16 protein-coding genes and 1 riboswitch are annotated in these 22,554 nt (G+C 72.1%); of the genes, 6 read left to right on the top strand and 10 right to left on the bottom strand.

Annotated elements, in window-relative coordinates:
* Positions 1–72: 72 nt before the first annotated feature.
* Positions 73–3,633 carry a choice-of-anchor I family protein gene (locus tag GC092_RS02250; RefSeq protein WP_324013865.1) on the top strand — a complete coding sequence of 1,187 codons (3,561 nt, stop codon included), beginning with the start codon at positions 73–75 and terminating at the stop codon, positions 3,631–3,633.
* A 78-nt stretch (positions 3,634–3,711) separates the two neighbouring features.
* Here GC092_RS02250 and GC092_RS02245 read toward each other — a convergent pair whose 3' ends face one another.
* Positions 3,712–3,951 carry a hypothetical protein gene (locus tag GC092_RS02245; RefSeq protein WP_324013863.1) on the bottom strand — a complete coding sequence of 80 codons (240 nt, stop codon included), beginning with the start codon at positions 3,949–3,951 and terminating at the stop codon, positions 3,712–3,714.
* A gap of 292 nt (positions 3,952–4,243) precedes the next feature.
* Here GC092_RS02245 and GC092_RS02240 point away from each other — a divergent pair, with 292 nt between their 5' ends.
* Both GC092_RS02240 and GC092_RS02235 read left to right on the top strand, forming a co-directional pair.
* Positions 4,244–5,341 carry an NAD(P)-binding domain-containing protein gene (locus GC092_RS02240; protein ID WP_324013859.1) on the top strand — a complete coding sequence of 366 codons (1,098 nt, stop codon included), beginning with the start codon at positions 4,244–4,246 and terminating at the stop codon, positions 5,339–5,341.
* Between the two features lie 131 nt (positions 5,342–5,472).
* Positions 5,473–6,750 (top strand): ATP-binding protein, encoded by a 1,278-nt coding sequence (locus tag GC092_RS02235; RefSeq protein WP_271174338.1) that lies wholly within the window; start codon positions 5,473–5,475, stop codon positions 6,748–6,750.
* 95 nt (positions 6,751–6,845) lie between these two features.
* On the opposite strand, the gene GC092_RS02230 is transcribed toward GC092_RS02235, so the two are convergent.
* The 3 genes from GC092_RS02230 to rlmN form a co-directional block, all read right to left on the bottom strand.
* Positions 6,846–7,760, bottom strand: a complete 915-nt coding sequence (locus tag GC092_RS02230; protein WP_324013856.1) for a cytochrome b/b6 domain-containing protein — start codon at positions 7,758–7,760, stop codon at positions 6,846–6,848.
* A gap of 100 nt (positions 7,761–7,860) precedes the next feature.
* Complete coding sequence (locus GC092_RS02225; protein ID WP_324013854.1) at positions 7,861–8,874, bottom strand: aldo/keto reductase family protein; 1,014 nt, start codon at positions 8,872–8,874, stop codon at positions 7,861–7,863.
* 127 nt (positions 8,875–9,001) lie between these two features.
* Entirely contained in the window at positions 9,002–10,258 is a 1,257-nt protein-coding gene (gene rlmN, locus GC092_RS02220; protein WP_324013852.1) for a dual-specificity RNA methyltransferase RlmN, read from the bottom strand.
* A gap of 60 nt (positions 10,259–10,318) precedes the next feature.
* Here rlmN and GC092_RS02215 point away from each other — a divergent pair, with 60 nt between their 5' ends.
* A complete protein-coding gene (locus GC092_RS02215) occupies positions 10,319–11,044 on the top strand; it encodes an aminoglycoside 3'-phosphotransferase (protein WP_271174342.1) in 726 nt (241 codons plus the stop codon).
* A 7-nt stretch (positions 11,045–11,051) separates the two neighbouring features.
* On the opposite strand, the gene GC092_RS02210 is transcribed toward GC092_RS02215, so the two are convergent.
* Positions 11,052–11,891: an SDR family oxidoreductase gene (locus GC092_RS02210; RefSeq protein WP_324013850.1), complete on the bottom strand. Its 840-nt coding sequence runs from the start codon at positions 11,889–11,891 to the stop codon at positions 11,052–11,054.
* 217 nt (positions 11,892–12,108) lie between these two features.
* Here GC092_RS02210 and GC092_RS02205 point away from each other — a divergent pair, with 217 nt between their 5' ends.
* Positions 12,109–13,368 (top strand): Nramp family divalent metal transporter, encoded by a 1,260-nt coding sequence (locus GC092_RS02205; protein WP_324013849.1) that lies wholly within the window; start codon positions 12,109–12,111, stop codon positions 13,366–13,368.
* A gap of 12 nt (positions 13,369–13,380) precedes the next feature.
* On the opposite strand, the gene GC092_RS02200 is transcribed toward GC092_RS02205, so the two are convergent.
* The 4 genes from GC092_RS02200 to GC092_RS02185 form a co-directional block, all read right to left on the bottom strand.
* Positions 13,381–14,379 carry an aldo/keto reductase gene (locus tag GC092_RS02200; protein ID WP_271174345.1) on the bottom strand — a complete coding sequence of 333 codons (999 nt, stop codon included), beginning with the start codon at positions 14,377–14,379 and terminating at the stop codon, positions 13,381–13,383.
* Positions 14,380–14,444: 65 nt separating this feature from the next.
* Complete coding sequence (locus GC092_RS02195; RefSeq protein WP_271174346.1) at positions 14,445–15,230, bottom strand: energy-coupling factor transporter transmembrane component T family protein; 786 nt, start codon at positions 15,228–15,230, stop codon at positions 14,445–14,447.
* The gene (locus tag GC092_RS02190; RefSeq protein WP_324013846.1) at positions 15,227–16,711 is read right to left on the bottom strand and encodes an ABC transporter ATP-binding protein; all 1,485 of its coding nucleotides are present in this window, start codon (positions 16,709–16,711) and stop codon (positions 15,227–15,229) included. Before GC092_RS02190 ends, GC092_RS02195 begins: the two co-directional genes overlap by 4 nt.
* Before the next feature lies 1 nt (position 16,712).
* Positions 16,713–17,333 carry an ECF transporter S component gene (locus tag GC092_RS02185; protein ID WP_271174348.1) on the bottom strand — a complete coding sequence of 207 codons (621 nt, stop codon included), beginning with the start codon at positions 17,331–17,333 and terminating at the stop codon, positions 16,713–16,715.
* A riboswitch (TPP riboswitch) is annotated at positions 17,325–17,435 on the bottom strand. Its footprint overlaps the gene before it by 9 nt.
* 65 nt (positions 17,436–17,500) lie before the next feature.
* On the opposite strand from GC092_RS02185, the gene GC092_RS02180 reads away from it, so the two are divergent.
* Positions 17,501–18,892, top strand: coding sequence for a D-alanyl-D-alanine carboxypeptidase family protein (locus GC092_RS02180; RefSeq protein ID WP_282980115.1), 1,392 nt, complete (start codon positions 17,501–17,503; stop codon positions 18,890–18,892).
* Positions 18,893–19,080: 188 nt separating this feature from the next.
* On the opposite strand, the gene GC092_RS02175 is transcribed toward GC092_RS02180, so the two are convergent.
* Positions 19,081–22,536, bottom strand: coding sequence for a bifunctional proline dehydrogenase/L-glutamate gamma-semialdehyde dehydrogenase (locus tag GC092_RS02175; protein WP_324013843.1), 3,456 nt, complete (start codon positions 22,534–22,536; stop codon positions 19,081–19,083).
* Positions 22,537–22,554: the final 18 nt, after the last annotated feature.

Genomic DNA, 22,554 nt, shown 5'->3' with positions numbered 1-22,554 from the left:
CTGCCGACGACAGGGTGGAGCGCGGTGCCCGGGCATCCCGACCCGGCGCTCTCTCCGACCACGAGGACAGCGATGCCTTCTTCTCCCTTCCGTCGCGCCGTGGGCGCGGCCGCCGTCGCGGCGACCGCGTGCGCGCTCGCGATCGCGCCCGTCACCGCGGCGAGCGCAGCTCTCGTCCCCGATCCGCTCGTCCACGCCTCCGCGGACGCGCCGTTCGATCTCGTGCCCACGGGCACGTTCGAGACCGGCGTGTTCGACGAGGGCGCGTCCGAGATCGTGCAGGCCCACGGCGACCGCCTCTTCTCGATCAACGCCGCCGAGGGGTCGGTGAGCGTTCTCGACATGAGCGACCCAGCCGCTCCCACCCTGCTCTACACGATCGGCGCCGAGGGCTTCGTCGCCAACTCCGTCGCGATCCGCGAGGACGGGCTCGGCGTCGTCGCGCTCGAGGTCGCCGATGACAAGACCGCGGACGGCGCGCTGCTCTTCTTCGACGCGGATGCCGAGTCGGCGACCGTGCTCGGCACGGTGACGGTCGGCGCTCTGCCCGACATGGTGACCGTCTCACCCGACGGCGCATACGCGCTCGTGGCGAATGAGGGCGAGCCTGCCGACGACTTCTCGAGCGATCCCGAGGGCTCGATCGGCATCGTCACGCTGCCGGAGGCCGGCACGCTCGCCGCGCCCGCACAGGCGGATGTCCGGATCGCCGACTTCCACGCGTTCGAGGGCGGCGCACTCCCCGCCGACGTCCGCGTGTTCGGCCCGCGCCCCCACGGCGACGACCTTCCCGTGTCGCGCAATCTCGAGCCGGAGTACATCGCCGTCTCGGGGACGACCGCCTATGCGGCACTCCAGGAGGCCAACGCGGTCGCGGTGATCGACGTGCCGACCGCGACCGTCACCGACATCTGGTCGCTCGGCTTCAAGGACTGGGGCCAGGTCGCCCTCGACCCGTCGGACCGCGATCCCGAAGACGCCCCCACGATCGACCTGCGCACGTTCGAGGGTCTGCACGGGATGTACATGCCCGACGGCATCGCGTCGTACGAGGTGGACGGCGAGACCTACCTCGTGACGGCCAACGAGGGCGATGCGCGCGAGTGGGGCGACTACGTCGAGCCCGCCCGCGTCAAGGACCTCGGCGAGGTCGACGACGAGACCGGGCTCATGACGGGCTACGGGCCCGTGTGCGAGACCGCCTTCGACGCGGCTCTGCTCGAGGACGACCAGCTCGGTCGCCTCGAGGTCACGACCGAGCTCGGCTTCGACGAGGAGCAGGGCTGCTACGACGAGCTCTACGCCTACGGGGCGCGCTCGTTCTCGATCTACACCGCCGACGGCACGCAGGTCTTCGACTCGGGCGCGCAGTTCGAGGAGATCACGGCCGGGCTGCTGCCGGAGCACTTCAACGCGGGCCACGACGACAGCGAGCTCGAGAGCCGCAGCGACGCCAAGGGCGTGGAGCCCGAGAATCTCGCCGTCGGGGAGGTGGACGGCCGCACCTACGCCTTCATCGGCTTCGAGCGCCTCGGCGGCGTCATCGCGTACGACATCTCCGACCCCGCGTCGCCCGCGTACGTGACCTACGTGAACAACCGCGACTTCTCGGTGTCGGCTGCGGACGACATCGAGGCCGCTCCCGAGCGCCAGGCCGAGATCCTCTCGCAGGCCGGCGACCTCGGGCCCGAGGGCCTCGACTTCATCCCCGCGAGCGCGTCGCCCACCGGCAAGCCCCTGCTCGCCGTCGGGAACGAGGTGTCCGGGTCGACCACCCTCTACACGATCGACGATGGCACGACCGAGGGGCGGATCCTCACGATCAACGACTTCCACGGTCGAATCGAGGCGAACGGCGACGAGGCGGGCGCCGCGGTGCTCGCGGGCGCTGTCGCGCAGTTCACGGCCGAGAACCCGAACACGATCTTCGCGTCGGCCGGCGACAACATCGGCGCCTCGACGTTCACCTCGTTCATCCAGGACGACAACCCCACGATCGACGCGCTCGTCGCCGCCGGACTGGACGTCAGCGCCGTCGGCAACCACGAGTTCGACCAGGGCTTCGCCGACCTGCGCGACCGCGTCATCCCGCGCTACGGCAGTGCCGACCTCGCGCTCGGCGCGAACGTGTACCTCAAGGGCACCGACACCCCCGCGCTCGAGGAGTACGCCGTGCGCGAGGTCGGCGGCGTCCGCGTCGCCTTCATCGGCACGGTCACGAGCGACACCGCGACGCTCGTGAGCCCCGCCGGCATCTCGGAGCTCGAGTTCGGCAGCCAGCTCGAGGCCGCCAACCGCGTGGCCGCGGAGATCACGGCGGATGGCGCCGCGGACGTCATCGTGCTGCTCACGCACTCGGGTGCGGCATCGGAGGACTGCACCTCGGTCGCCGATGAGCAGTCGGAGTACGGCGAGCTCATCCGCGAGGCGTCTCCCGAGATCGACGCCATCGTGTCGGGCCACACGCACCAGCTGTACTCGTGCGACATCGCCGACCGCCCTGTGATCTCGGCGCACCAGTACGGCACGACGCTCGGCGCCCTCGACTTCCAGGTCGACGACGCGACGGGCGAGCTCATCTCGATCGCCGGCTCCACCGTCGACCTCGTCGCCCAGGAGACCGACGAGCTGGGCGAGGAGATCGACGTCGCGCTCTTCCCGGCCGACCCCGAGGTGCAGGCGATCGTCGACGCCGCGGCGGCCGAGGCGGATGTGCTCGGGCAGGAGGTCGTCGGGCGCATCAGCGCCGACATCCTCCGCGGCGGCAACCCGCCCGGCGACGACCGCGGCGTCGAGTCGACGATGGGCAACCTCGTGGCGGACATCTACCGGTGGGCGACGTCCGCGGAGTACGCGAACTACGGCGGCCGACCCGCCGACATCGCGATCATGAACCCGGGTGGTCTGCGCGACGACCTGCTCTACGGCGAGGACGGCACCGTGACCTATGAAGAGGCCGCGGCCGTCCAGCCGTTCGGCAACACGCTCGTCACGACGACGCTCACCGGCGCGCAGCTCGAGCAGATCCTCGAGGAGCAGTGGCAGCCCGGCAACGAGCGCCCGAAGCTGCACCTCGGCATCTCGGACGGCTTCGCGTACGAGTACATCGAAGACGCTGCGGCCGGAGAGCACATCGTCGAGATGACGTTCGACGGAGACCCGATCGCCCCCGAGGACGAGTTCCTCGTGACGACGAACTCGTTCATCGCGTCGGGCGGCGACGGATTCACGACCTTCGCGGAGGGCGTCGGAACGGCGGACACGGGCCTCATCGACCTGTCGGCGACGGTGGACTACTTCGCCGCACACGAGGTCGTCGACCCCGCGCCGCTCGGCCGCGCCGCCGAGCACGTCCCGGGTGAGACCCCCGCTCCCGAGGCACCCGAGGAGACGCCGGCACCTGAGTCGCCCGCGCCGGAGAGCCCCGCGCCGGAGTCGCCCGCGCCGCAGGAGCCCGCGCCCGAGCCGCCTGCGCCGCAGGAGCCCGCGCCGCAGGAGCCCGGGGCCGAGCAGAAGCCGCAGGGCGAGCTCGCTCCGACCGGTGGCGACATGGCCGTCGTGGGCGGCATCGCGGCAGCCGTGCTCATCGCCGTCGGCGCGCTGCTGTTCGTCGTGCGACGCCGTCGCGTCTGACGACGGGATCCCAGACGGGGTCGGGTCTCTCCGGAGATCCGACCCCGTTCGGCATCCTGCGCGCTCGCGGCGCCGGCGTCATCCCTCTGAGTCGGAGGGTCCCCGGCCGAAGATCCCCCATGCGAGCAGGGCCGCACCACCGGTCAGCACGAGAAGCGACGCTCCGTGCGTGATCCAGCCGAGCGCCGAGTCCATTCCGAGCACGCTCTCGAGGCCTTCCAGCTTCCGGACCACCATCCACGCGAGGAAGACGATCACGAGCAGCGCGCCCGCGGCCGTCGAGAGCCCGCGTCGGAGGTTGCGCCGCGATCCGTTCAAGGCCCATCCCCTTCGCCGTACGGAGCACCCTGGTGCGCCAGGGTCCGTGCCACCGTATCCGCCCCGGGCCGTCGCCGTCAGTCGGCCATTCGGCGGACATCCGAGGGCAGCATCCCGTGACCACGAGCCGCAGCGGCGGCCCCTTCCGTGCGCGGACGATGTCGTCTCACCGAACCGACCCGGAAGATCGAGCGATTCCGTGTCACCTCGACGAGACGACATCGTCTGACGAGGTCAGCACCTCCATGCAGCCGCATGGAATACGCACCGCGCCGCCCGCGTTGCGCCGGATATGACTCCGCAGCCCGTCGACGTCGTCGTCATCGGCGCCGGGCAGGCCGGACTCTCCGCGGCCTTCCACCTCCGCCGTCGCGGATTCGCGCCCGTCGACGAGGGCGGCGAGCGCACCTTCGTCGTGCTCGACGCGAACGCCGCACCGGGTGGCGCGTGGCAGCATCGCTGGGCCTCGCTGCGCATGGGCACGGTCAACGGCATCCACGAGCTCCCCGGCCATCCTGTGCCTCAGGCGGATCCGGCGAGCGCGAGCCGCGACGTCCTCCCCGCGTACTTCGCGGAGTACGAGCGGATGTTCGACCTGCGCGTGCACCGTCCGGTCGCCGTGCGCGCGGTGCGGCGCGAGGACGACCACCCCGATGGCCGCCTGCGTGTCGAGACGGATCGCGGCGCCTGGTCGGCGCGCTTCGTCGTCAACGCCACGGGAACGTGGACGAGCCCCTTCGTCCCGCGCTACCCGGGCCAGGAGCGCTTCCTCGGACGCCAGCTCCATGTCGCGGACTACGTCTCCGCCGACGAGTTCGCCGGGCAGCGCGTGATCGTGGTCGGCGCGGGCATCTCGGCCGTCCAGCTGCTCGACGAGATCTCGCGCGTTGCCGACACCGTGTGGATGACCCGGCGCGAGCCGCGATGGATAGACGACGACTTCGACGAGGCGGCTCGCATCGCGGCGATCGCCGGGGTCGAGGAGCGTGTGAGCCGCGGCCTCCCTCCCGGCAGCGTCATCTCGGTGACGGGCATGCACTGGACGCCCTGGGCGCGGGCCGCGCGCGACCGCGGAGTGCTCGTGCGCCATCCGATGTTCGCGCGGATCGAGGAGGACGGGGTGCGGATGGCCGACGGCACGTTCATCGCCGCCGACGCGATCCTCTGGGCCACCGGGTTCCGGCCGGCGCTGCGTCACCTCGCGCCCCTGGGCCTGCGGACACCCGATGGCGGCATCCGCGCGTCGCACGGGCGCGCCCTCGACGAGCCGCGGCTCTTCCTCATCGGGTACGGGCCGTCCGCGTCCACGGTCGGCGCGAACCGCGCGGGCCGCGCGGCGGTGAACGCCATCGTCGCTGAGCTCGACCGCGCGGGCGCGCAGGCGGCGTGATCGACCCGCCACCGCCATCCGCTACGCTGTCCGTTACCGTCCCGCACCCGGGACCGCGATGACGCGGCACGACCCCTGCCGGCACCTCTCCGCCGCTCCCCCGAGAGCGACCGCTGCCGTCAGGAGGCACCATGAGCCGTACCCGCATCCGCGACTTCCACGACGACGATCTCGACGGGATCGTCCGACTGTGGGAGGACTCCCACGACGATGACGCACCCGTCTACGCACTGTCGGAGGTCATCGCGTCGTGCCAGGCCGACCACGCGGTCGTCGCCGTGCGCGACGACGAGATCGTCGGCGCCGCCGTCGGCCGTGCCGCGCACGCGCAGGGCTGGGTGGTGTTCTTCGCGGTGGCGCCGCACGAGCGCACCGACCGCGTCGAGGCAGGGCTCCTCGACGCGCTGGAGCGGCGGATGGCTCCGCTCGGCCTGGGCAAGCTGTCGATCCTCGTCGCGGATCGGGCGGGAGCGATCGACGGCCTCACCGCGAACGGATTCGAGGCGCGCACGCAGCTGCGGTACCTCGAGCGCCAGATGCCCGTGCAGCGTCGCGAGCTCGACCTCCTGAAGGGCGTGGGTGGGCGCATCCTCCCCCGCCACCTGTGGGATGCCGTGAGCGGCATGCAGCTCGAGAAGGACCTGCTCGAGGAACGGCTCGTCGTGCCGCTGTCACGCCCCGACCTCGCCGATCGGTTCGGGGTCGTGCCGCCGCGCGCGGTCATGCTGTTCGGACCTCCCGGCACGGGCAAGACGACCTTCGCGAAGGCGGTGGCCTCGCGCCTCGACTGGCCGTTCGTCGAGCTGTTCCCCTCGCGCCTGTCGGGTGAGCCGGGCGGGCTCGCCGCGGCCCTGCGCGCGACGTTCGAGATGATCGGCGAGCTCGAGCACGCGGTCGTGTTCATCGACGAGGTCGAGGAGATCGCGGCACGGCGTGGAGGCGAGCCGCCGTCGCCCATGCAGGGCGTGACGAACGAGCTGCTGAAGCTCGTGGCGGAGTTCCGCGAGCGCGAAGGGCGTCTGCTCGTGTGCGCGACGAACTTCGTGCGCGCCCTCGACGCGGCGTTCCTGCGACATGGGCGGTTCGACTACGTGATCCCGATCGGGCTCCCCGACGAGGAAGCCCGTCGGGCGATCTGGCGCCGCTACGTGCCGTCGCAGCTCGTCGACGGACTCGATCTCGACGCGCTCGTCGACGCGAGCGACGGCCTCACGCCGGCCGACATCGAGTACGCCGCCCGACGCGCGTCGCAGGAGGCGCTGGCCCGTGCCCTGCGCGACGGCGAGACCGGAGAAGCGGATCTCGGCACCGACGACTACCTCGCGGCGCTCGGCGCGACCAGGGCGACGGTGTCGGAGGAGACGGCGCGCGAGTTCCGCGACGACGTGCAGACCATCGCGCGGCTGTGACGTGGCGGCCCGGCCGCCGAGACTAGCGTCGGTCGTCGAGGCCGGTGCCCGGAGCGCTGGGCTCGACGACGGACGCTAGTCTCAGGCAGCCGCGGCTACTTGCGCAGGCGCACGTCGCCGAAGCGCCGGGCGAACGCCGCGATCCACGCGTCGTTGCGGATGGCGAACCAGCCGACCACGAGGGCCACGACCGAGAGCGCGAAGATCCCGAAGCCGAGCCATCCGTCGCCGTCGTTCCCGGCGTACATCGTGTTGAGGTTGCGCAGGATGCCCGTCGTCAGCACGAGCCCGACGTGCACGACGACGAACGCGACGAAGAACAGCATCGTCGGCCAGTGCAGGGCCTTCGCGATGCGCTCCGGGAAGAGCGCGCTCAGACGCTCGCTCTGGCGCGGCCAGAAGGCGCTCAGGCGGAACCCCGTGATCGCCGCGAGCGGAGCGGCGAGGAAGACGATCGCGAAGTAGCTCAGCTGCTGCAGCGCGTTGTAGTTCGTCCAGCCGTCGTGGGTCGGCCAGTCGAAGGACGCGTACTGGATGAGCGCCGACAGCGCGTTCGGGAAGACGTCCGCGCTCGTCGGCACGATGCGTGCCCAGTGACCCGACGCGAACAGGAGCACGACGAAGACGACGCCGTTGACGAGCCACAGCACGTCCACGGCGATGTGCCCCCACAGCGCGAGGCTCATCCGGCGCTTCTTCACGCGCTTCGACGACCACAGCCCTCCGGCCACCTTCTCGTTCCGCACACGCAGCCCCGACCGGATGATGAGCACCAGGAAGAACGCGTTGAGGAAGTGCGTCCACGAGACCCACGCGGGGATGCCCGGGGTGACGAAGTCGGGGAGCGTCGAGTCGCCGGGGTACGCGCGCAGGAAGTCCGCGACGGGCTCCAGGCTGGCGACGACGCGCACCGCGGCGACACCCGCGGCGGCGAGGACGAGGAGACCGGCGGCGCCCAGCAGGTACGCGAGCGCACGCGGCCATGGCGTGCGGGGGCGGGGGGACGTCACGAGAAGATCATGCCAATCGCGGCACCTCATCCGGAAACCGGATGAAACACAACGCACACGGAGGGCTCGCGGCCGTTCGGCCGCGAGCCCTCCGTGTGGTTCAGACCAGTCGGGTCTTCGGCGAGACGCCGTACGTGTCCTCGGGGTCGTCGTTCACGACGCCCTCGAGCGCCGCGTCGATCGCGGCCAGGACTCCGGGCTCGAGGACGACGCCCGACGCCTTGACCGTGTCGGCAAGCTGCTCGGGGCGCGAGGCGCCGACGAGGGCGGCCGCCACGTTCTTGTTCTGCAGCACCCACGCGATCGCGAGCTGCGGCATCGTGAGGCCGAGGTCCGACGCGATGGGCTTGAGCTTCTGCACGGCGGTGAGCGTCTCCTCGGTGAGGAAGCGCTGGATGAACCCGGCGCCGCTCTTCTCGTCGGTTGCGCGGCTGCCGGCCGGCACGGGCTGGCCCGGCAGGTACTTGCCGCTGAGGACACCCTGCGCCATGGGCGACCAGACGATCTGCGAGATGCCGAGCTCCTCGCTCGCCGGCACGACCTTGCCCTCGATCACGCGGTGCAGCATGGAGTACTGCGGCTGGTTCGACACGAGCTGGAAGCCGAGCTGCTTCGCGAGCGCGTGGCCCTCACGCAGCTGCTCCGCCGTCCACTCCGAGACGCCGATGTACAGCGCCTTGCCCTGGCGGACGACGTCGGCGAACGCCTGCATCGTCTCCTCGAGGGGCGTCTCGTAGTCATAGCGGTGCGCCTGGAAGAGGTCGACGTAGTCGACGTTCAGGCGGCGCAGCGATCCGTGGATGCCGTCGAAGATGTGCTTGCGGCTGAGCCCGGTGTCGTTCGGCCCCTTCGGACCGATCGGGAAGTAGACCTTCGTGAAGATCTCGAGGCTCTCGCGACGCTGCCCCTTGAGGGCCTCCGCGAGCACCTCCTCGGCCGCGGTGTTGGCGTACGTGTCCGCGGTGTCGAACGTCGTGATGCCGGCGTCGAGGGCGGCGTGCACCGTCGCGATCGCCGCGTCGTTCTCGACCTGGGAGGCGTGCGTCACCCAGTTGCCGTAGGTGATCTCGGAGACCTTGAAACCGCTGTTGCCGAGGTAGCGATAGTTGACCATGCCTTCACGCTAGCCGCCCCTGACGGCACCTCGGCGCGAAATCCGGAAACCGCTTGCTACGACTCAGCCCGCGGCTGCCGTAGCCGCCTGATCGTCCTCCGTGGCGGTTTCGTCTCGCTTCGCTCGCTCAACCCGCGGCGACGGGCGAGCCGCTTCGCGGCTCAGGATCATCCGCCGCGAGCTGACCGCAGGCGCCGTCGATCTCCTTGCCCCGGGTGTCGCGGATGGTCGTCGGCACGCCCGCGTCGTTGAGCCGGCGGACGAACTCCATCTGCACCGAGCGCTCCGACGCGTCCCACACCGATCCCGGCGTCGGGTTCAGCGGGATGGGATTCACGTGCACCCAGCCCTTGCCGCGCGCGTTGAGCTTCTCGGCGAGGAGGTCGGCACGCCACGCGTGGTCGTTCATGTCGCGGATGAGGGCGTACTCGATCGAGACGCGGCGTCCGGTCGCGTCGAAGTAGGCGCGCGCGGCGTCGAGCGCCTCGTCGACCTTCCAGCGCGAGTTGACGGGGATGAGCTCGTCGCGCAGCTCGTCGTCGGGCGCGTGCAGCGACAGCGCGAACGTGACGGGGATGTCCTCGGCCGCGAGCTTGCGGATGGCCGGGACCAGCCCCACGGTCGACACCGTGATGCCGCGGGCGCTCATGCCGAGGCCCTCCTTCTTGTCGACCATGACCCGCACCGCCTGCATGACGCGCGCGTAGTTCGCGAGCGGCTCGCCCATCCCCATGAAGACGATGTTCGAGACGCGCTCGGCGCTGTGATCGTCGGCCTTCTTGCCGCCCAGCTCGCCCGACGCGATGACCTGGTTCGCGCGCACGATCTGGTCGACGATCTCGGCCGCCGACATGTTGCGCGTGAGACCCGCCTGCCCCGTCGCGCAGAACGGGCAGTTCATGCCGCAGCCGGCCTGCGACGACACGCACAGCGTGATGCGCCCGGGGTAGCGCATGAGCACCGACTCGACGAGCGCTCCGTCGTGCAGCCTCCAGAGGAACTTGATCGTGTCGCCGCCGTCGGTCTGCAGGCGGCGCACCTCGGTCAGAAGCGGGGGCAGGAGCCCGGCGACGAGCTCCTCGCGCCCTTCCGCAGGGAGGTCCGTCATCGCGGCGGGGTCGCTCGTGTAGTGCGTGAAGTAGTGCTTCGCGAGCTGCTTCGCCCGGAAGCCGGGGAGGCCGAGCTCCTTGACCTTGGCGACGCGCTCCTCGGGCGTGAGGTCGGCGAGGTGCACGGGGGGCTTGCCCCGCTTCGGGCTCGCGAACTGCAGGAGCGGGCGACCGCTCTCGTCCTTCTGCTGCTGCCACCCCTCCGTGCGCGGGCGCACCTGCCGCACGCCGGTGCTCGTCGGGCGTGTCGTCGTGCTCTCGGGGCGCTCGGTCATTCCTCCAGGGTAGAGCCCCGCCCTGCGAAGCCGCTGGTTCCGGCAGGGCAGGATGGCTGCATGAGCATCCCCGTCGACGACATCGCCGTGCCGGACCGCGTGCGCGCCCTCGCGGGGCCCGCGCGGCTCGAGCCTGCCTGGCGGAACGAGCTCGGCGGTCTCACCTTCCGAACCGACGACGGGCGGTACATCAAGTGGGGCCCGCTCGACCTCGAGACGTCGATGGCGGACGAGGCCGAGCGGCTCGCGTGGGCGGTGCGGTGGGCTCGGGTTCCCGAGGTGATCGCGCACGGCTCGGATGGCGCGCACGAGTGGATGGTGACGCGCGCGCTCCCGGGGCGGAGCGCGGTCGCACCGCGGTGGCTCGCCGACCCCGCGACAGCCGTGCGCGCCGTGGGCGAGGGCCTGCGAGCGCTGCACGAGGCGCTCCCCGTCGCCGAGTGCCCCTGGTCGTGGCAGGTGCCCGACCGTGTGTCCAACGCCGCGCGCCGCGGCATCCGCGTGCCCGACGCCCTCCAGGCCGCGCCGCCCGTCGACCGGCTCGTCGTCTGCCACGGAGACGCCTGCTGCCCGAACACCCTCGTCGACGACGCGGGCCGGTGGGCGGGTCACGTGGATTTCGGCGCGCTCGGCGTCGCCGACCGCTGGGCCGACATCGCGGTGGCCGCCATGAGCACCGAGTGGAACTACGGCCCCGGTTGGGAGGACGCGCTCGTCGAGGCCTACGGCGTCGCACCCGACCGCGAGCGGATGGCGTACTACCGCGACCTGTGGAACGCGACGTGAGCCGAGGCTAGAGGAAGACGTCGGGGATGAGGTCCTCGTCGGGCGTCCCGGGCACGGCCGCGTAGCCCGAGAGGTCGGTCACGCCGGCGTCGGCGAGCACGTCCTCGACGATGAGCGTCTGGCCCGAGTACGCGCGCGCCGGCTGGGTGAGCACGACGTGCGCGGCGTCGGCGTAGATCTCCGGCGTCCGGCTGCGCGCCATCATCGCGTCGCCGCCGATGATGTTGCGCACCGCCGCGGTCGCGATGAGCGTCTTCGGCCAGAGCGCGTTCGCGGCGATCCCCGCGTCCGCGAACTCGGCGGCGAGCCCGAGGGTCGCCATGGTCATCCCGAACTTGGCGATGCTGTAGCCGGGATGAGCCCCGAGCCACCGCGGCGTGACGGTGAGCGGCGGCGAGAGCGACAGGATGTGCGGATTGCCGCTCTCGCGCAGGACGGGGATGGCGGCCCGGCTCAGCATGAACGTCCCTCGGACGTTGACGTCCTGCATGAGGTCGTACTTCTTGGCCGCGAGGTCCTCCGAGCCGGAGAGGTCGATCACGCTCGCGTTGTTGACGACGGCGTCGATGCCCCCGAACGTCCCGACGGTCTCCATGACGGCCTGCGCGATCGCGTCGTCGTCGCGCACGTCGCCGACGATCGCGAGGGCCTGCCCGCCCGCGGCGCGGATGGCGTCCGCCGCCGTGTGCACCGTGCCCTCGAGCCGCGGGTGCGGGCTGTCGGTCTTCGCCAGCAGCGCGACGTTGGCCCCGTCACGCGCGGCGCGCAGCGCGATCGCGAGTCCGATGCCGCGGCTCCCGCCCGACATGAGGATCGTCCGCCCTGCGAGGGAACCGTCCTGGATCATCCGCTCTCCTTCGAACGTGCATGTGGCGCGCGGGCGCGCGCGGGTCCATCCTGCCCCCGCGCGGCACCGACGGGCGAAGGCGTTATCGGATGCGCACAATGTGGCCGCCGCGCTCCCGCCCGCGCACCACCCCGGAGCGGATGCGCCGATCCGCCGCGATCTGCCGTTAGCGTCGGAGTGCGCGGGCCGTGCCGCGCCGCGAGACGAGGAGGTTCGCATGTCGACGTCGCCTGAGCAGACCCCGAAGTGGAAGGTGATCGGCCCCGGCCTGGTCGTCGCGGCGACCGGCGTGGGCTCGGCCGACATGGTCGCGACCCTCGTCGCGGGCTCGAACTACGGCTACATGCTCCTGTGGGCCGTGGTCCTCGGCGTGATCCTCAAGATCGTGCTCGTCGAGGGGGCGGGGCGGTACACGGTCGCGACCGGCCGCACGATCTTCGAGGGATGGCGCTCCCTTGGGCGCTGGCCCGTGTGGTACTTCGCCCCGTACATCGTCATCTGGGGCTTCGTGTACGCGGCGTCGGCCATGAGCTCGACCGCGCTCCCGCTCGTCGCGCTGTTCGGCGGCGAGACCTGGATGTGGGCGGTCGCGATGGGGCTCGCCGGCTTCGTCCTCATCTGGTTCGGCAAGTACCGCTTCTTCGAGCGCATCACGGCCGCGCTCGTCGGCCTCATGTTCGTGACGATCGTGATCCTCGCGATCATCGCGGCGCCCAACGTCTTCCAGGTGCTCACGGGCCTCGTCCCCCTTCTGCCGGATGCCCCGAACGGCATCTTCTACACGCTCGCGCTCGCCGGCGGGGTCGGCGGCACGATCACGCTGGCGGCGTACGGCTACTGGCTGCGCGAGAAGGGGTGGGACAAGCCCCGCTTCCTCCGCGTCATGCGCATCGACAACGCGGTCGCGTATGTCGTGACCGGCATCTTCGTGATCTCGATGCTCATCGTCGGGGTCGAGGTCGTGCAGGCAGCGGGCGTGGCGCTGGCGTCCGGCGACCAGGGCCTTCTCGAGCTCGACGCTGTCCTGCGCGAGCGCTACGGCGAGTTCATCGGCGTGTGGTTCCTCGTCGGCTTCTGGGCCGCGGGCTTCTCGTCGGTTCTCGGCGTGTGGAACGGCGTCTCGCTCATGTTCGCCGACTTCATGGGCAACATCACCGGCAAGGGCTCCGATCACGCCGACTCCCGCGGACACGGCAAGTGGTTCCGCGTCTACGTGCTGTGGCTGACGTTCCCGCCCATGCTCATGCTGTTCCTCGACCAGCCGATCTTCCTCGTGCTGCTCTACGGATTCCTCGGCGCGCTCTTCATGCCCTTCCTCGCGATCACGCTCCTGCCCATCCTCAACACCGATCGCGTGCCGACGGAGTTCCGCAACCGCTGGCACCACAACGTCGCGCTCGGCATCACGGCCGTGCTCTTCATCGTGCTCGGGGTGTACCAGGCCTGGAACGCGATCGCGACGGTCATCGCGGGCTGAGCCCGCGCCGCCTCACCAGCGCGGGTGGATGGCCTCGCGCAGGTGGGCGTCGTAGATCCGGCGCACGCCGGCCTCGAACGCCTCGCCGAGCGGGGAGACAGAGCCCGCGGCCGCGTTGCTCCGCGCCTGGGCGATCGAGCGGGCGCCGGGGATGACGCTGCTCACGCCGGGCTGCTGCCAGAGCCACGCGATCGCCGCCTGCGCGGGCGACACGCCCTCGGGTGCCTGCTCGGCGACGAGCGCGCTGAACTCGCGCGCGGCCTGGACGCCGGTCGCGTAGTCGACGCCGGAGAAGGTCTCGCCCACATCGAAGGCCTCGCCCGAGCGGTTGTACGTGCGGTGGTCGTTCGCCGCGAACGAGGTCGTCTCGTCGTACCGCCCGGACAGGAGACCCGAGGCGAGCGGCACCCGGGCGATGATCCCGACCCCGGCCTCCTGCGCAGCGGGGAGCACCTCGTCGAGCGGCTTGAGGCGGAAGGCGTTCACGATGATCTGCACGGTCGCGACGTTCGGCCGCGCGATCGCCGTGAGCGCCTCCGCGACGGTCTCGACGCTCACGCCGTAGTGGGCGATCGCCCCCTCGTCCACGAGCACGTCGAGCGCGTCGAAGACCGCGTCGTCGGCGTACACCGACGACGGCGGGCAGTGCAGCTGGACGAGATCGAGGGTGTCGACGCCGAGGTTGGCGCGCGACCGGTCGGTCCACGCCCGGAAGTTCTCGAGCGTGTAGTTCTCGGGCACCTGATCGACGCGACGGCCCATCTTCGTCGCGACCGTGATGTCGTCGCGCAGACCGCGCTCGTCGAGGAAGCGGCCGATGATCTGCTCGCTGCGGCCGTCGCCGTAGACGTCGGCGGTGTCGAAGAACGTCACGCCGCCCTCCGTCGCCGCCGCGAGCACGCCGAGGGCGTCGGCCTCCGACACGTCGCCCCAGTCGGCGCCGAGCTGCCACGTGCCGAGTCCGACGACGGAGACGTCGCGTCCGGTTCGTCCGAGTGTCCTGTGCTCCATGTCCGCCTCCGCGTCGTGGGTTGTCGAGCCGCGTCCGATTATGCCTGCCCCCGACGACACCGGGCTCAGCTCGGGCCGAGGATGAAGTTCCACGCGCCCGTCGCGACCGCGACGGCAACCGCGGTGAGCGAGATGCCGAGGCCGATCGCGAGCAGCATCCACTCGCGCGCGCCCCAGGGCGAGCGGCGCGCCCACGTCCGGGCGCGGTCGCTCCCGAAGCCGCGCGCCTCCATCGAGGTCGCGAGGGTCGCCCCGCGACGCAGGGCGAGGACGACGAGGGCGAAGGCCATCCCGAGGACGCGGCGCACGCGGCCGGTATCGGCGACGCCGCGCGCACGACGGGCCAGCTCGAGCTCGCGCCAGTCGTCGAAGAGGAGCCCGACCAGGCGCATGCCGCCGAGCGCGCCGAGCACGAACCGTGCCGGGAGCCGCACGCGCTGCGCGAGACCATCCGCGAGATCCGTCGGATCGACGGTCGCGAAGAGGACGACGCCGGGCAGCGCGAGCGCGAGGATGCGCAGGCACGTCGCGGCGGCGAGGGCGAGCGATCCGTCGCTCACGCGCACGAGCAGCCACTCGAAGTGGACGGTGCCGCTGGGCTCGCCGTACAGCGCGATCGTCACGGCGGCGAGCGGCGCCGCGATCCAGACGGGCGCGGTGCGGCGCCAGAACGTGCGCGCGTCGACGCCGGCGGCGAGGAGCAGCGGGATCTCGAGGAGGAGCGCGACCGCCGCCGAGACGACGTCGATCGTGAGGATGAGCGGGAACGCGATGAGGAGCGCGGCGCCGAGCTTCGCGACCGGGTTCACGTGCGCGAGCGGGCCCCGAGGGATGGGCGGCGCCGGGATCATCCGAGCACCCCCGCTCCGTCGAGGCGGTGGACGCGCGCCTCGAGGGCCGTGAGGACGTCGGCGTCGTGCGTCACGGCGACGACCGCCGACGGAGCGGCGTCTGCTCCGTCGCGCAGCCGGGCGATGATGTCGACGAGCTCGGCCCACGTCGTCGCGTCCTGGCCGAACGTCGGCTCGTCGAGGACGCAGACGCGCGGCCGGGTCGCGAGCATGGCCGCGACCGTGAGGCGGCGCTTCTCGCCGCCCGAGAGGGTATGGGGGTTGGCGTCCGCGAGGTGCGCGAGGCGCAGCGTGGCGAGGAGCTCCTCCCCGCGCGCCGAGATCTCCGCGTCGGGCATTCGGAGCGCGCGCATGCCCACCTCGAGCTCGGCGCGCACCGTGTTCGCGAGGAGCTGGTGATCGGGCGACTGCAGCACGGTGCCGATCCGGGTGAGGAGCTCGCGCGAGCGCCATCGGATGGGCGCGGGGCCCGCCCCTGCCGCGAGTTCGGGTGCCGCCGCCACTCGGCCGTCGACCGGCGGCAGGAGCCCTGCGAGCGTGCGCGCGAGGGTCGACTTCCCCGCGCCGTTGCGGCCGGTGATGCCGAGCACCTCGCCGGGGCGCACCTCCAGGTCGACGGGACCGGCCACGGCCGTGTCGCGCAGGCGCCCCACCTGCAGCGCTTCCGCAGCGAGGAGAGGAGCGCCCGGCGCGTGGCGCGGCGGGCCGGGGCGACGCGGCGGGATGCCCGGCACCCACACGCCGCCCGACGCGAGCTCGGCGCCACGTCGGGCGAGGACGACCTCGGGCGTCCCGTCGGCGACGACGCCCTGCTGACCGCCGCCGAGGACGATCACGCGATCGACGACGGGAAGCCACACGTCGACCCGGTGCTCGACGACGACGAGCGTGGCACCCGTGTGCGCGACGACGCGCGACACCGCGTCGCGCACCTCGACGACCCCTTCGGGATCGAGGTTCGCGGTCGGCTCGTCGAGCAGCAGGAGCCCGGGGCGCATGGCGAGCGCACCGGCGAGGGCGAGGCGCTGCTTCTGCCCGCCCGACAGCGCGGACGTCGAGCGGTCGAGCGGCACGTCGAGGCCGACGATCGCGAGCGCCTCCTGCACGCGCGACCAGATCTCGTCGTGCGGGACGCCGAGGTTCTCGCACCCGAACGCGACGTCGTCCCCGACGCGCGCGAGCACGGCCTGTGCGTCGGGATCCTGCTGCACGAGCCCGGTCCGTCCGCGTGCGGCCTCCGGCGGCGCGCCGTCGACGAGGAGACGGCCCGCCTGCTCTCCCTCGTCCTCCCCGCCGAGCACGCCGGCGAGCGCCTGCAGCACGGTCGACTTGCCCGATCCGCTCGCTCCGAGGAGCAGCACGCGCTCCCCCGGCCGGATCGACAGCGTGACGTCCTGGGCCGCCCATGCCAGGCGCGTGCCGTACCGCCATCCCCACCCCTCGGCGAGGATGCCGCAGGGGCGGGTCTCCGCGGCCGTCACGTCAGACGCGTCGCGCGACGTCGCGCCCCGCGGCGAAGCGGCTGAGCGCTCCGGTCGCCGCGAGTGCGCGCACGATCGCCCAGCCGCCGAGGCCGGCGATGACGGCGCCCGACAGCGTCGTCGACGCGATGTAGATGGCCGTGAAGGCCGCGTCGGCCCCCGCGTACCAGTTGACGATGTCGTTGATGCCGCAGGCGAGGCCCGCCGCAGCGCCCGCGAGCGCCGCGACGACGGGGCCGAAGGCGCGGTACAGGAAGATCGCGAGGACGATCTCGGCGCCGAGGCCCTGCACGAGGCCCGAGACGATCGTGAGCGGACCCCACTGGTTGCCGACGAGCGCCGAGATCACGGCGGCGAGCAGCTCGGTGTAGAGCGCGGCGCCCGGCTTGCGGACGACGAGTCCGCCGATCACGCCCGCGATGAGCCACGGGCCGGCGACGAGGCCGCCGAGCCCGGGCAGGAGCGGGCTGAGCAGCGTGCTCGGCAGCTCGTAGGCGATGTTCCAGACGAGGAACACGACCGCGCACGCGACGCCGATCACGCTCGCGACGACGATGTCGACGACCCGCCACGTGAAGCGGCGGCCGGTCGCGGTCTGTCCTGCGGAAACGGACGTGGACATTCGTTCTCCTTCCTTCGCCGGCATGACCCGGATCAGGTTCGACGGTCGACGCGCGGCTCGCGTCCTCTCAGTCCGGCTCGGCGGACTCCCGTGTGATGTGGGCTGATTCTACTCGCATCCCACGAGCCGCTTCCCGTCTTCGCAGGAGCAGCGGGTACCGTATGCGGGTGGCAATCGACGACATCCCTGCGGCGGAGACCGCGCCGTCGCAGGACGCCGCTGCGGCGCTCACGGCGCTCGGCTGGGTCGACCCCGACGCCGTCGCCGCCTCGCGCACGGCCGGCGCGCTTCCCACGAGCCGCCTCGTGCCCGTCGAGCCGTCGCTCCTTCCGCCGCGCACGCGCCGCCGGTTCTGGCTCGGGCCGACCGTCACTCTCGGTGTGCTCGCCCTCGGCTACGTCGCGTCCTGCGCGGTGTGGCCGCTCGCGAACGTCGCCCCCACCATCTCGGATCTCACCGTCGAGACGCCGATCGGCGAGGAGTTCCCCGTCACCTGGCCGGAGGACGGCATCGCCGCCCTCGCTGCGGAGGGCGGCCCCGGCGGCCCGATCGCCTCGAGCGACGAGGCGCTGCCGATGGCGAGCATCACGAAGATCATCACCGCGCTCATGATCATCGAGCGCGAGGGCCTCGAGCTGGGTCAGGATGGGCCGTCCTACGCCTTCACGCAGGCCGACAGCGACGAGTACTGGGCCTATCTCACGGCCGATGAGTCGTCGCTCGATGTCCCCGTGGGCGGCACGCTCACGCTGCACGAGATGCTGCAGGGCGTCATGCTCGGCTCGGCGAACAACTACGTCGACCGGCTCGTCCTCGAGCTGTGGGGCACGCAGGAGGCCTGGCTCGCCGACGCGCAGGCCTGGCTCGCGCAGCACGAGCTCACGGGCATCACGGTGGCGGACCCGAGCGGCATCGACCCGGCGAACACCGCTGACGCGCGCTCGCTCATCCGCCTCGCCGAGATCGCGCTCGAGGATCCGGTCCTCGCGAGCATCATGGCCGAGGACTCGGTCGTGCTCCCGGGAGCGGGGCTCGTCGAGAACTCGAACCCGCTCATCGGGGACGAGGGCGTGGTCGGCCTGAAGACCGGCTCGCTGTGGTCGACGGGCACGCAGTACTGGAACCTCCTGTCCGCGAAGGAGGTCACGATCGGCCAGACGAGCGTGACGCTCTACGCCGCGGTCGTCGGCCAGCCCGACGACGACAGCCGCGCGATCGTGAGCCGCGAGCTCCTCGCGCAGCTCGAGGAGGGCATGCAGCTCACGACCGCCGTCGCCGCCGAGGTGCCCGTCGCGCACGTCCGGACCGAGTGGGGTGCGCAGAGCACGATCGTGACCGCCGACGAGGCCCAGGTGATCTCGTGGCAGGGCGTCGCGCCATCCACCGATCCGTCGTACGAGGTCGAGCTCGGAGCCGAAGCCGGCGACGAGGTCGGCACGCTGGCCGTGCAGGGCGGGATGGACGACACGAGCGTCGCGCTCACCCTCACCGACGACGTGCCCCCGCCCTCCTTCTGGTGGCGGCTCACGCACCCGCTGTCGCTGCTCGGCCTCGACTGACCCGACCGCCCGAAGCCGGCCGAGCATGTCTCGCTCGGCGCGGGATTCGGCCTCCCTATCCCGCCGGGAGTGAGACATGCAGGGCGGGCGACATCCAGATCTGGCGAGACGCGGACGGACGGGGGGACGGAGGCGGACCGCCCGTGACAGAGGCGGACCGCCCCGGGAGGGAGCGGCTCGCCCTCTGATCAGGCGTCGGCGAGACCGGGAACGACGTACCGCCGCTCGTTGCCGAAGCGGTGCGCGGTGATCGACACCGCCTGCTCGTGCAGGAACGGCAGCATCTCCACGCGGCCGGCCGACGTCACGGGACCGTCGTACACCGCGACGTTGGGGGCGCCGTCCGTCGCCGCCACGACGTCGGCGAGCGCACCGCCGAGGAGGCGGATGCGCCCGCCCGTCTGGGCGAGGCGCGCCGCGCGGGCCGCCCACGCCTCCGCATCCTGGAACGCCACCTCGACGCCTGCGTCCGTCAGCCACGTCGCGACCCGCTCGGGGAGAGCAGTCGGCGTGCTCACGACGAGCTCGGCGCCCACACGCAGCCCCGCGGCCGCCACGCGCACGAGCTCCGCCGGCGGGCGTCCGTCGAAGCGGATCGTCACGGGAACCGGCGCGTACCGGAGCACGTTCTGCTCGAGCCGGAGGCCCTGCACATCCCGCGCGACGCCGAACTCCTCCGCGAACGCGACGACGTCGGTCGCGAGCGCCTTCTCGAGCCACTCCGCGCCATCCGCGTTGCCGAGCGCCTCGACCGCGCGCCGTGCCGCGCCATCCGCACTGCTCGCCGTCACGACGGGCGCATCCGTCCAGGTGCCGAGCCCGAAGAGGTAGCTGGGGCCGCCGGCCTTCGTCCCGGCGCCGACCGCCGACTTCTTCCAGCCGCCGAACGGCTGGCGCTCGACGATCGCGCCGGTCGTGCCGCGGTTCACGTAGGCGTTGCCGACGTCGATGCGCGAGAGCCACCGGGCGATCTCGTCCTCGTCGAGGGCGTGCAGCCCCGACGTGAGGCCGTAGTCGACGGCGCGCACGAGGTCGATCGCCTCGTCGAGGGTCTCGGCCGTCATGATGCCCAGCACGGGGCCGAAGTACTCCGTGAGGTGGAACTCGCTGCCGGGCTGCACGCCATCGCGGATGCCGGGCGTCCACAGGGCGCCGGAGTCGTCGAGCTGCTTCGGCTCGCGGACCCACGTCTGACCGGGCTCGAGCTCGGTGAGGGCGCGGCGGAGCTTGCCCTCAGCGGGGCCGATGAGAGGGCCGATCCGGGCGGCGGCCTGCCACGGCATGCCCACCTCGTAGCCCTCGACGGCGTCGACGAGCTGGCGGCGGAACCGCTCACTGCGGGCGACCGACCCCACGAGGATGACGAGCGACGCCGCCGAGCACTTCTGGCCGGCGTGGCCGAACGCCGAGTACGCGACGTCCTTCGCGGCGAGGTCGAGGTCCGCCGACGGGGTGACGATGATCGCGTTCTTCCCGCTCGTCTCGGCGAGGAGCGGGAGGTCGCGCCGGAACGACCGGAAGAGCTCCGCGGTCTCGTACGCGCCGGTGAGGATGACGCGTTCGACGCGCTCGTGCGACACGAGACGGCGGCCCAGCTCGTTCTCCTCGACCCGCGCGAGACGCAGCACGTCACGCGGGACGCCCGCCTCCCACAGCGCCTCGGCGAGCACGGCGCCGCAGCGTCGCGCCTGCGACGCCGGCTTGAGGATCACCGGCGACCCTGCGGCGAGCGCCGCGAGGGTCGAGCCTGCGGGGATGGCCACGGGGAAGTTCCAGGGCGGCGTCACGACGGTGAGCCGGACGGGCTCGAACGCGGCCCCGTCGACCTCGGCGAGCCGCAGGGCGCTCTCGGCGTAGTAGTGCGCGAAGTCGATCGCCTCGGAGACCTCGGGGTCACCCTGCTCGATGACCTTGCCGCACTCGGACCCCATGACCTCGAGCAGCTCGGCGCGCCGGGCCTCGAGGATGTCGCCCGCGCGATGCAGGATCGCCGCGCGCTCCGCGGGGGCGAGCGCGCGCCATCCCTCGCCCGCCGCGACCGCGCCGTCGACGACGGCGTCGACCTCCTCGAGCGTGCGGAGCGTGTGCGCCGCGAGCGTCTCCTCGCCGAGGGTCGACGCCGCCATGCGGGCGCGGATGTCCGCGGCCCAGGCCCGGTTCCCGGCGATGCTCGGGTCGCTGTCGGGCGCGTTGCGGAAGCCGTCGCGCGGACCCTCGGGCTGCGGCTCGCGGCGATCCTGCACCCGGTTGGACGGGGGCACGTCGCTCGGCATGAGGTCGATCGACGCGAGGAAGCGGTCGCGCTCGCGCGCGAACAGGGCGGGGTCGGCGTCGAGGTCGAACACGGCCGACATGAAGTTCTCCGGGCTCGCGCCCTCCTCGAGGCGGCGGATGAGGTACGCGATCGCGACGTCGAACTCGTCGGGGTGCACGACCGGCGTGTAGAGGAGGAGCGACCCGACCTCGCGGCGCACGACCGCGGCCTGAGCCGTGGCCATCCCGAGGAGCATCTCGAACTCGAGGCCCGGGCCGCCGGCGATGCCGCGGCGCTTCGCGAGCAGCCATGCGAGTGCGATGTCGAAGAGGTTGTGGCCCGCGACGCCGATGCGCACCGATCGCACGCGCTCGGGGTGCAGCGCGTAGTCGAGCACGGCTTTGTACGACGCGTCGCTGTGCTGCTTGCTCGGCCAGGTCGCGAGCGGCCAGCCGTGGGTCTCCGCGTCGACCTGCTCCATGGGGAGGTTCGCGCCCTTCACGACGCGGACCTTGATCGGGGCGCCGCCTCCCGCGACGCGCTCACTCGCCCATTCCTGAAGGCGCATCATCGCGCCGAGCGCGTCGGGGAGGTATGCCTGGAGGACGATGCCGGCCTCGACGTCGTGGAACTCCGGGCGCTCGAGAAGGCGCATGAACACCGCGAGCGTGAGGTCGAGGTCCTTGAACTCCTCCATGTCGAGGTTGATGAACGTGCCGTTCGCGCGAGCGGCCGTGTAAAGCGGCGCAAGCGCGGCGACGGCGTGGTCGACGGCCTCGTCGAACGCCCACGGGCTGTGCGGCGCGACGGTCGAGGACACCTTGATCGAGACGTAGTCGACGTCGTCGCGCTCGATGAGGCGTCGGGTTCCGGCGAGGCGCTTATCGGCCTCGCGCTGGCCGAGGATGGCCTCGCCGAGGAGGTTCACGTTGAGGCGGATGCCCTCGCCGCGCAGGCGCGCAAGCGTCGATCCGAGCTTCTCGTCACGCGCGTCGACGATGAGGTGCCGGACCATCCGGCGCAGGACGGCGCGGCTCGCGGGCACGACGACGCTCGGGAGGACGGGCGCGAGCGCGCCGCCGAGACGGATGAGCCCGCGCAGCGGTGCCGGCAGGAAGCGCGGGATGAGCGGCACGAGGCCGGCGAGACAGCGCGCGGCGACGCGCGTGTCCTCGGGGCGCACGACGCCGTCGACGAAGCCGACGGTGAAGGCCAGGCCGTTGGGGTCGCGGAGGACGCCGGCGAGGTTCTTCGCGGCTGCGTCGACCTTCTCGTCGCGCGCCTCGCGCAGCCAGGTGCGGACGAGCGCGATCGCCTCCTCCGCGAGCTGCGGGTCGATGCCGGGGACGTGTGCCGCCTCGTGAGCGGATGACGGGGGTGCGATGGTCATGGCGAGGTCTTTCTCGAG

Source organism: Microbacterium sp. JZ37 (assembly GCF_035188445.1).
Taxonomy (GTDB): Bacteria; Actinomycetota; Actinomycetes; order Actinomycetales; family Microbacteriaceae; genus Microbacterium; species Microbacterium barkeri.
The sequence above is the reverse complement of the archived record's forward strand: the minus strand, read 5'-3'. Positions and strand labels throughout refer to the sequence as shown.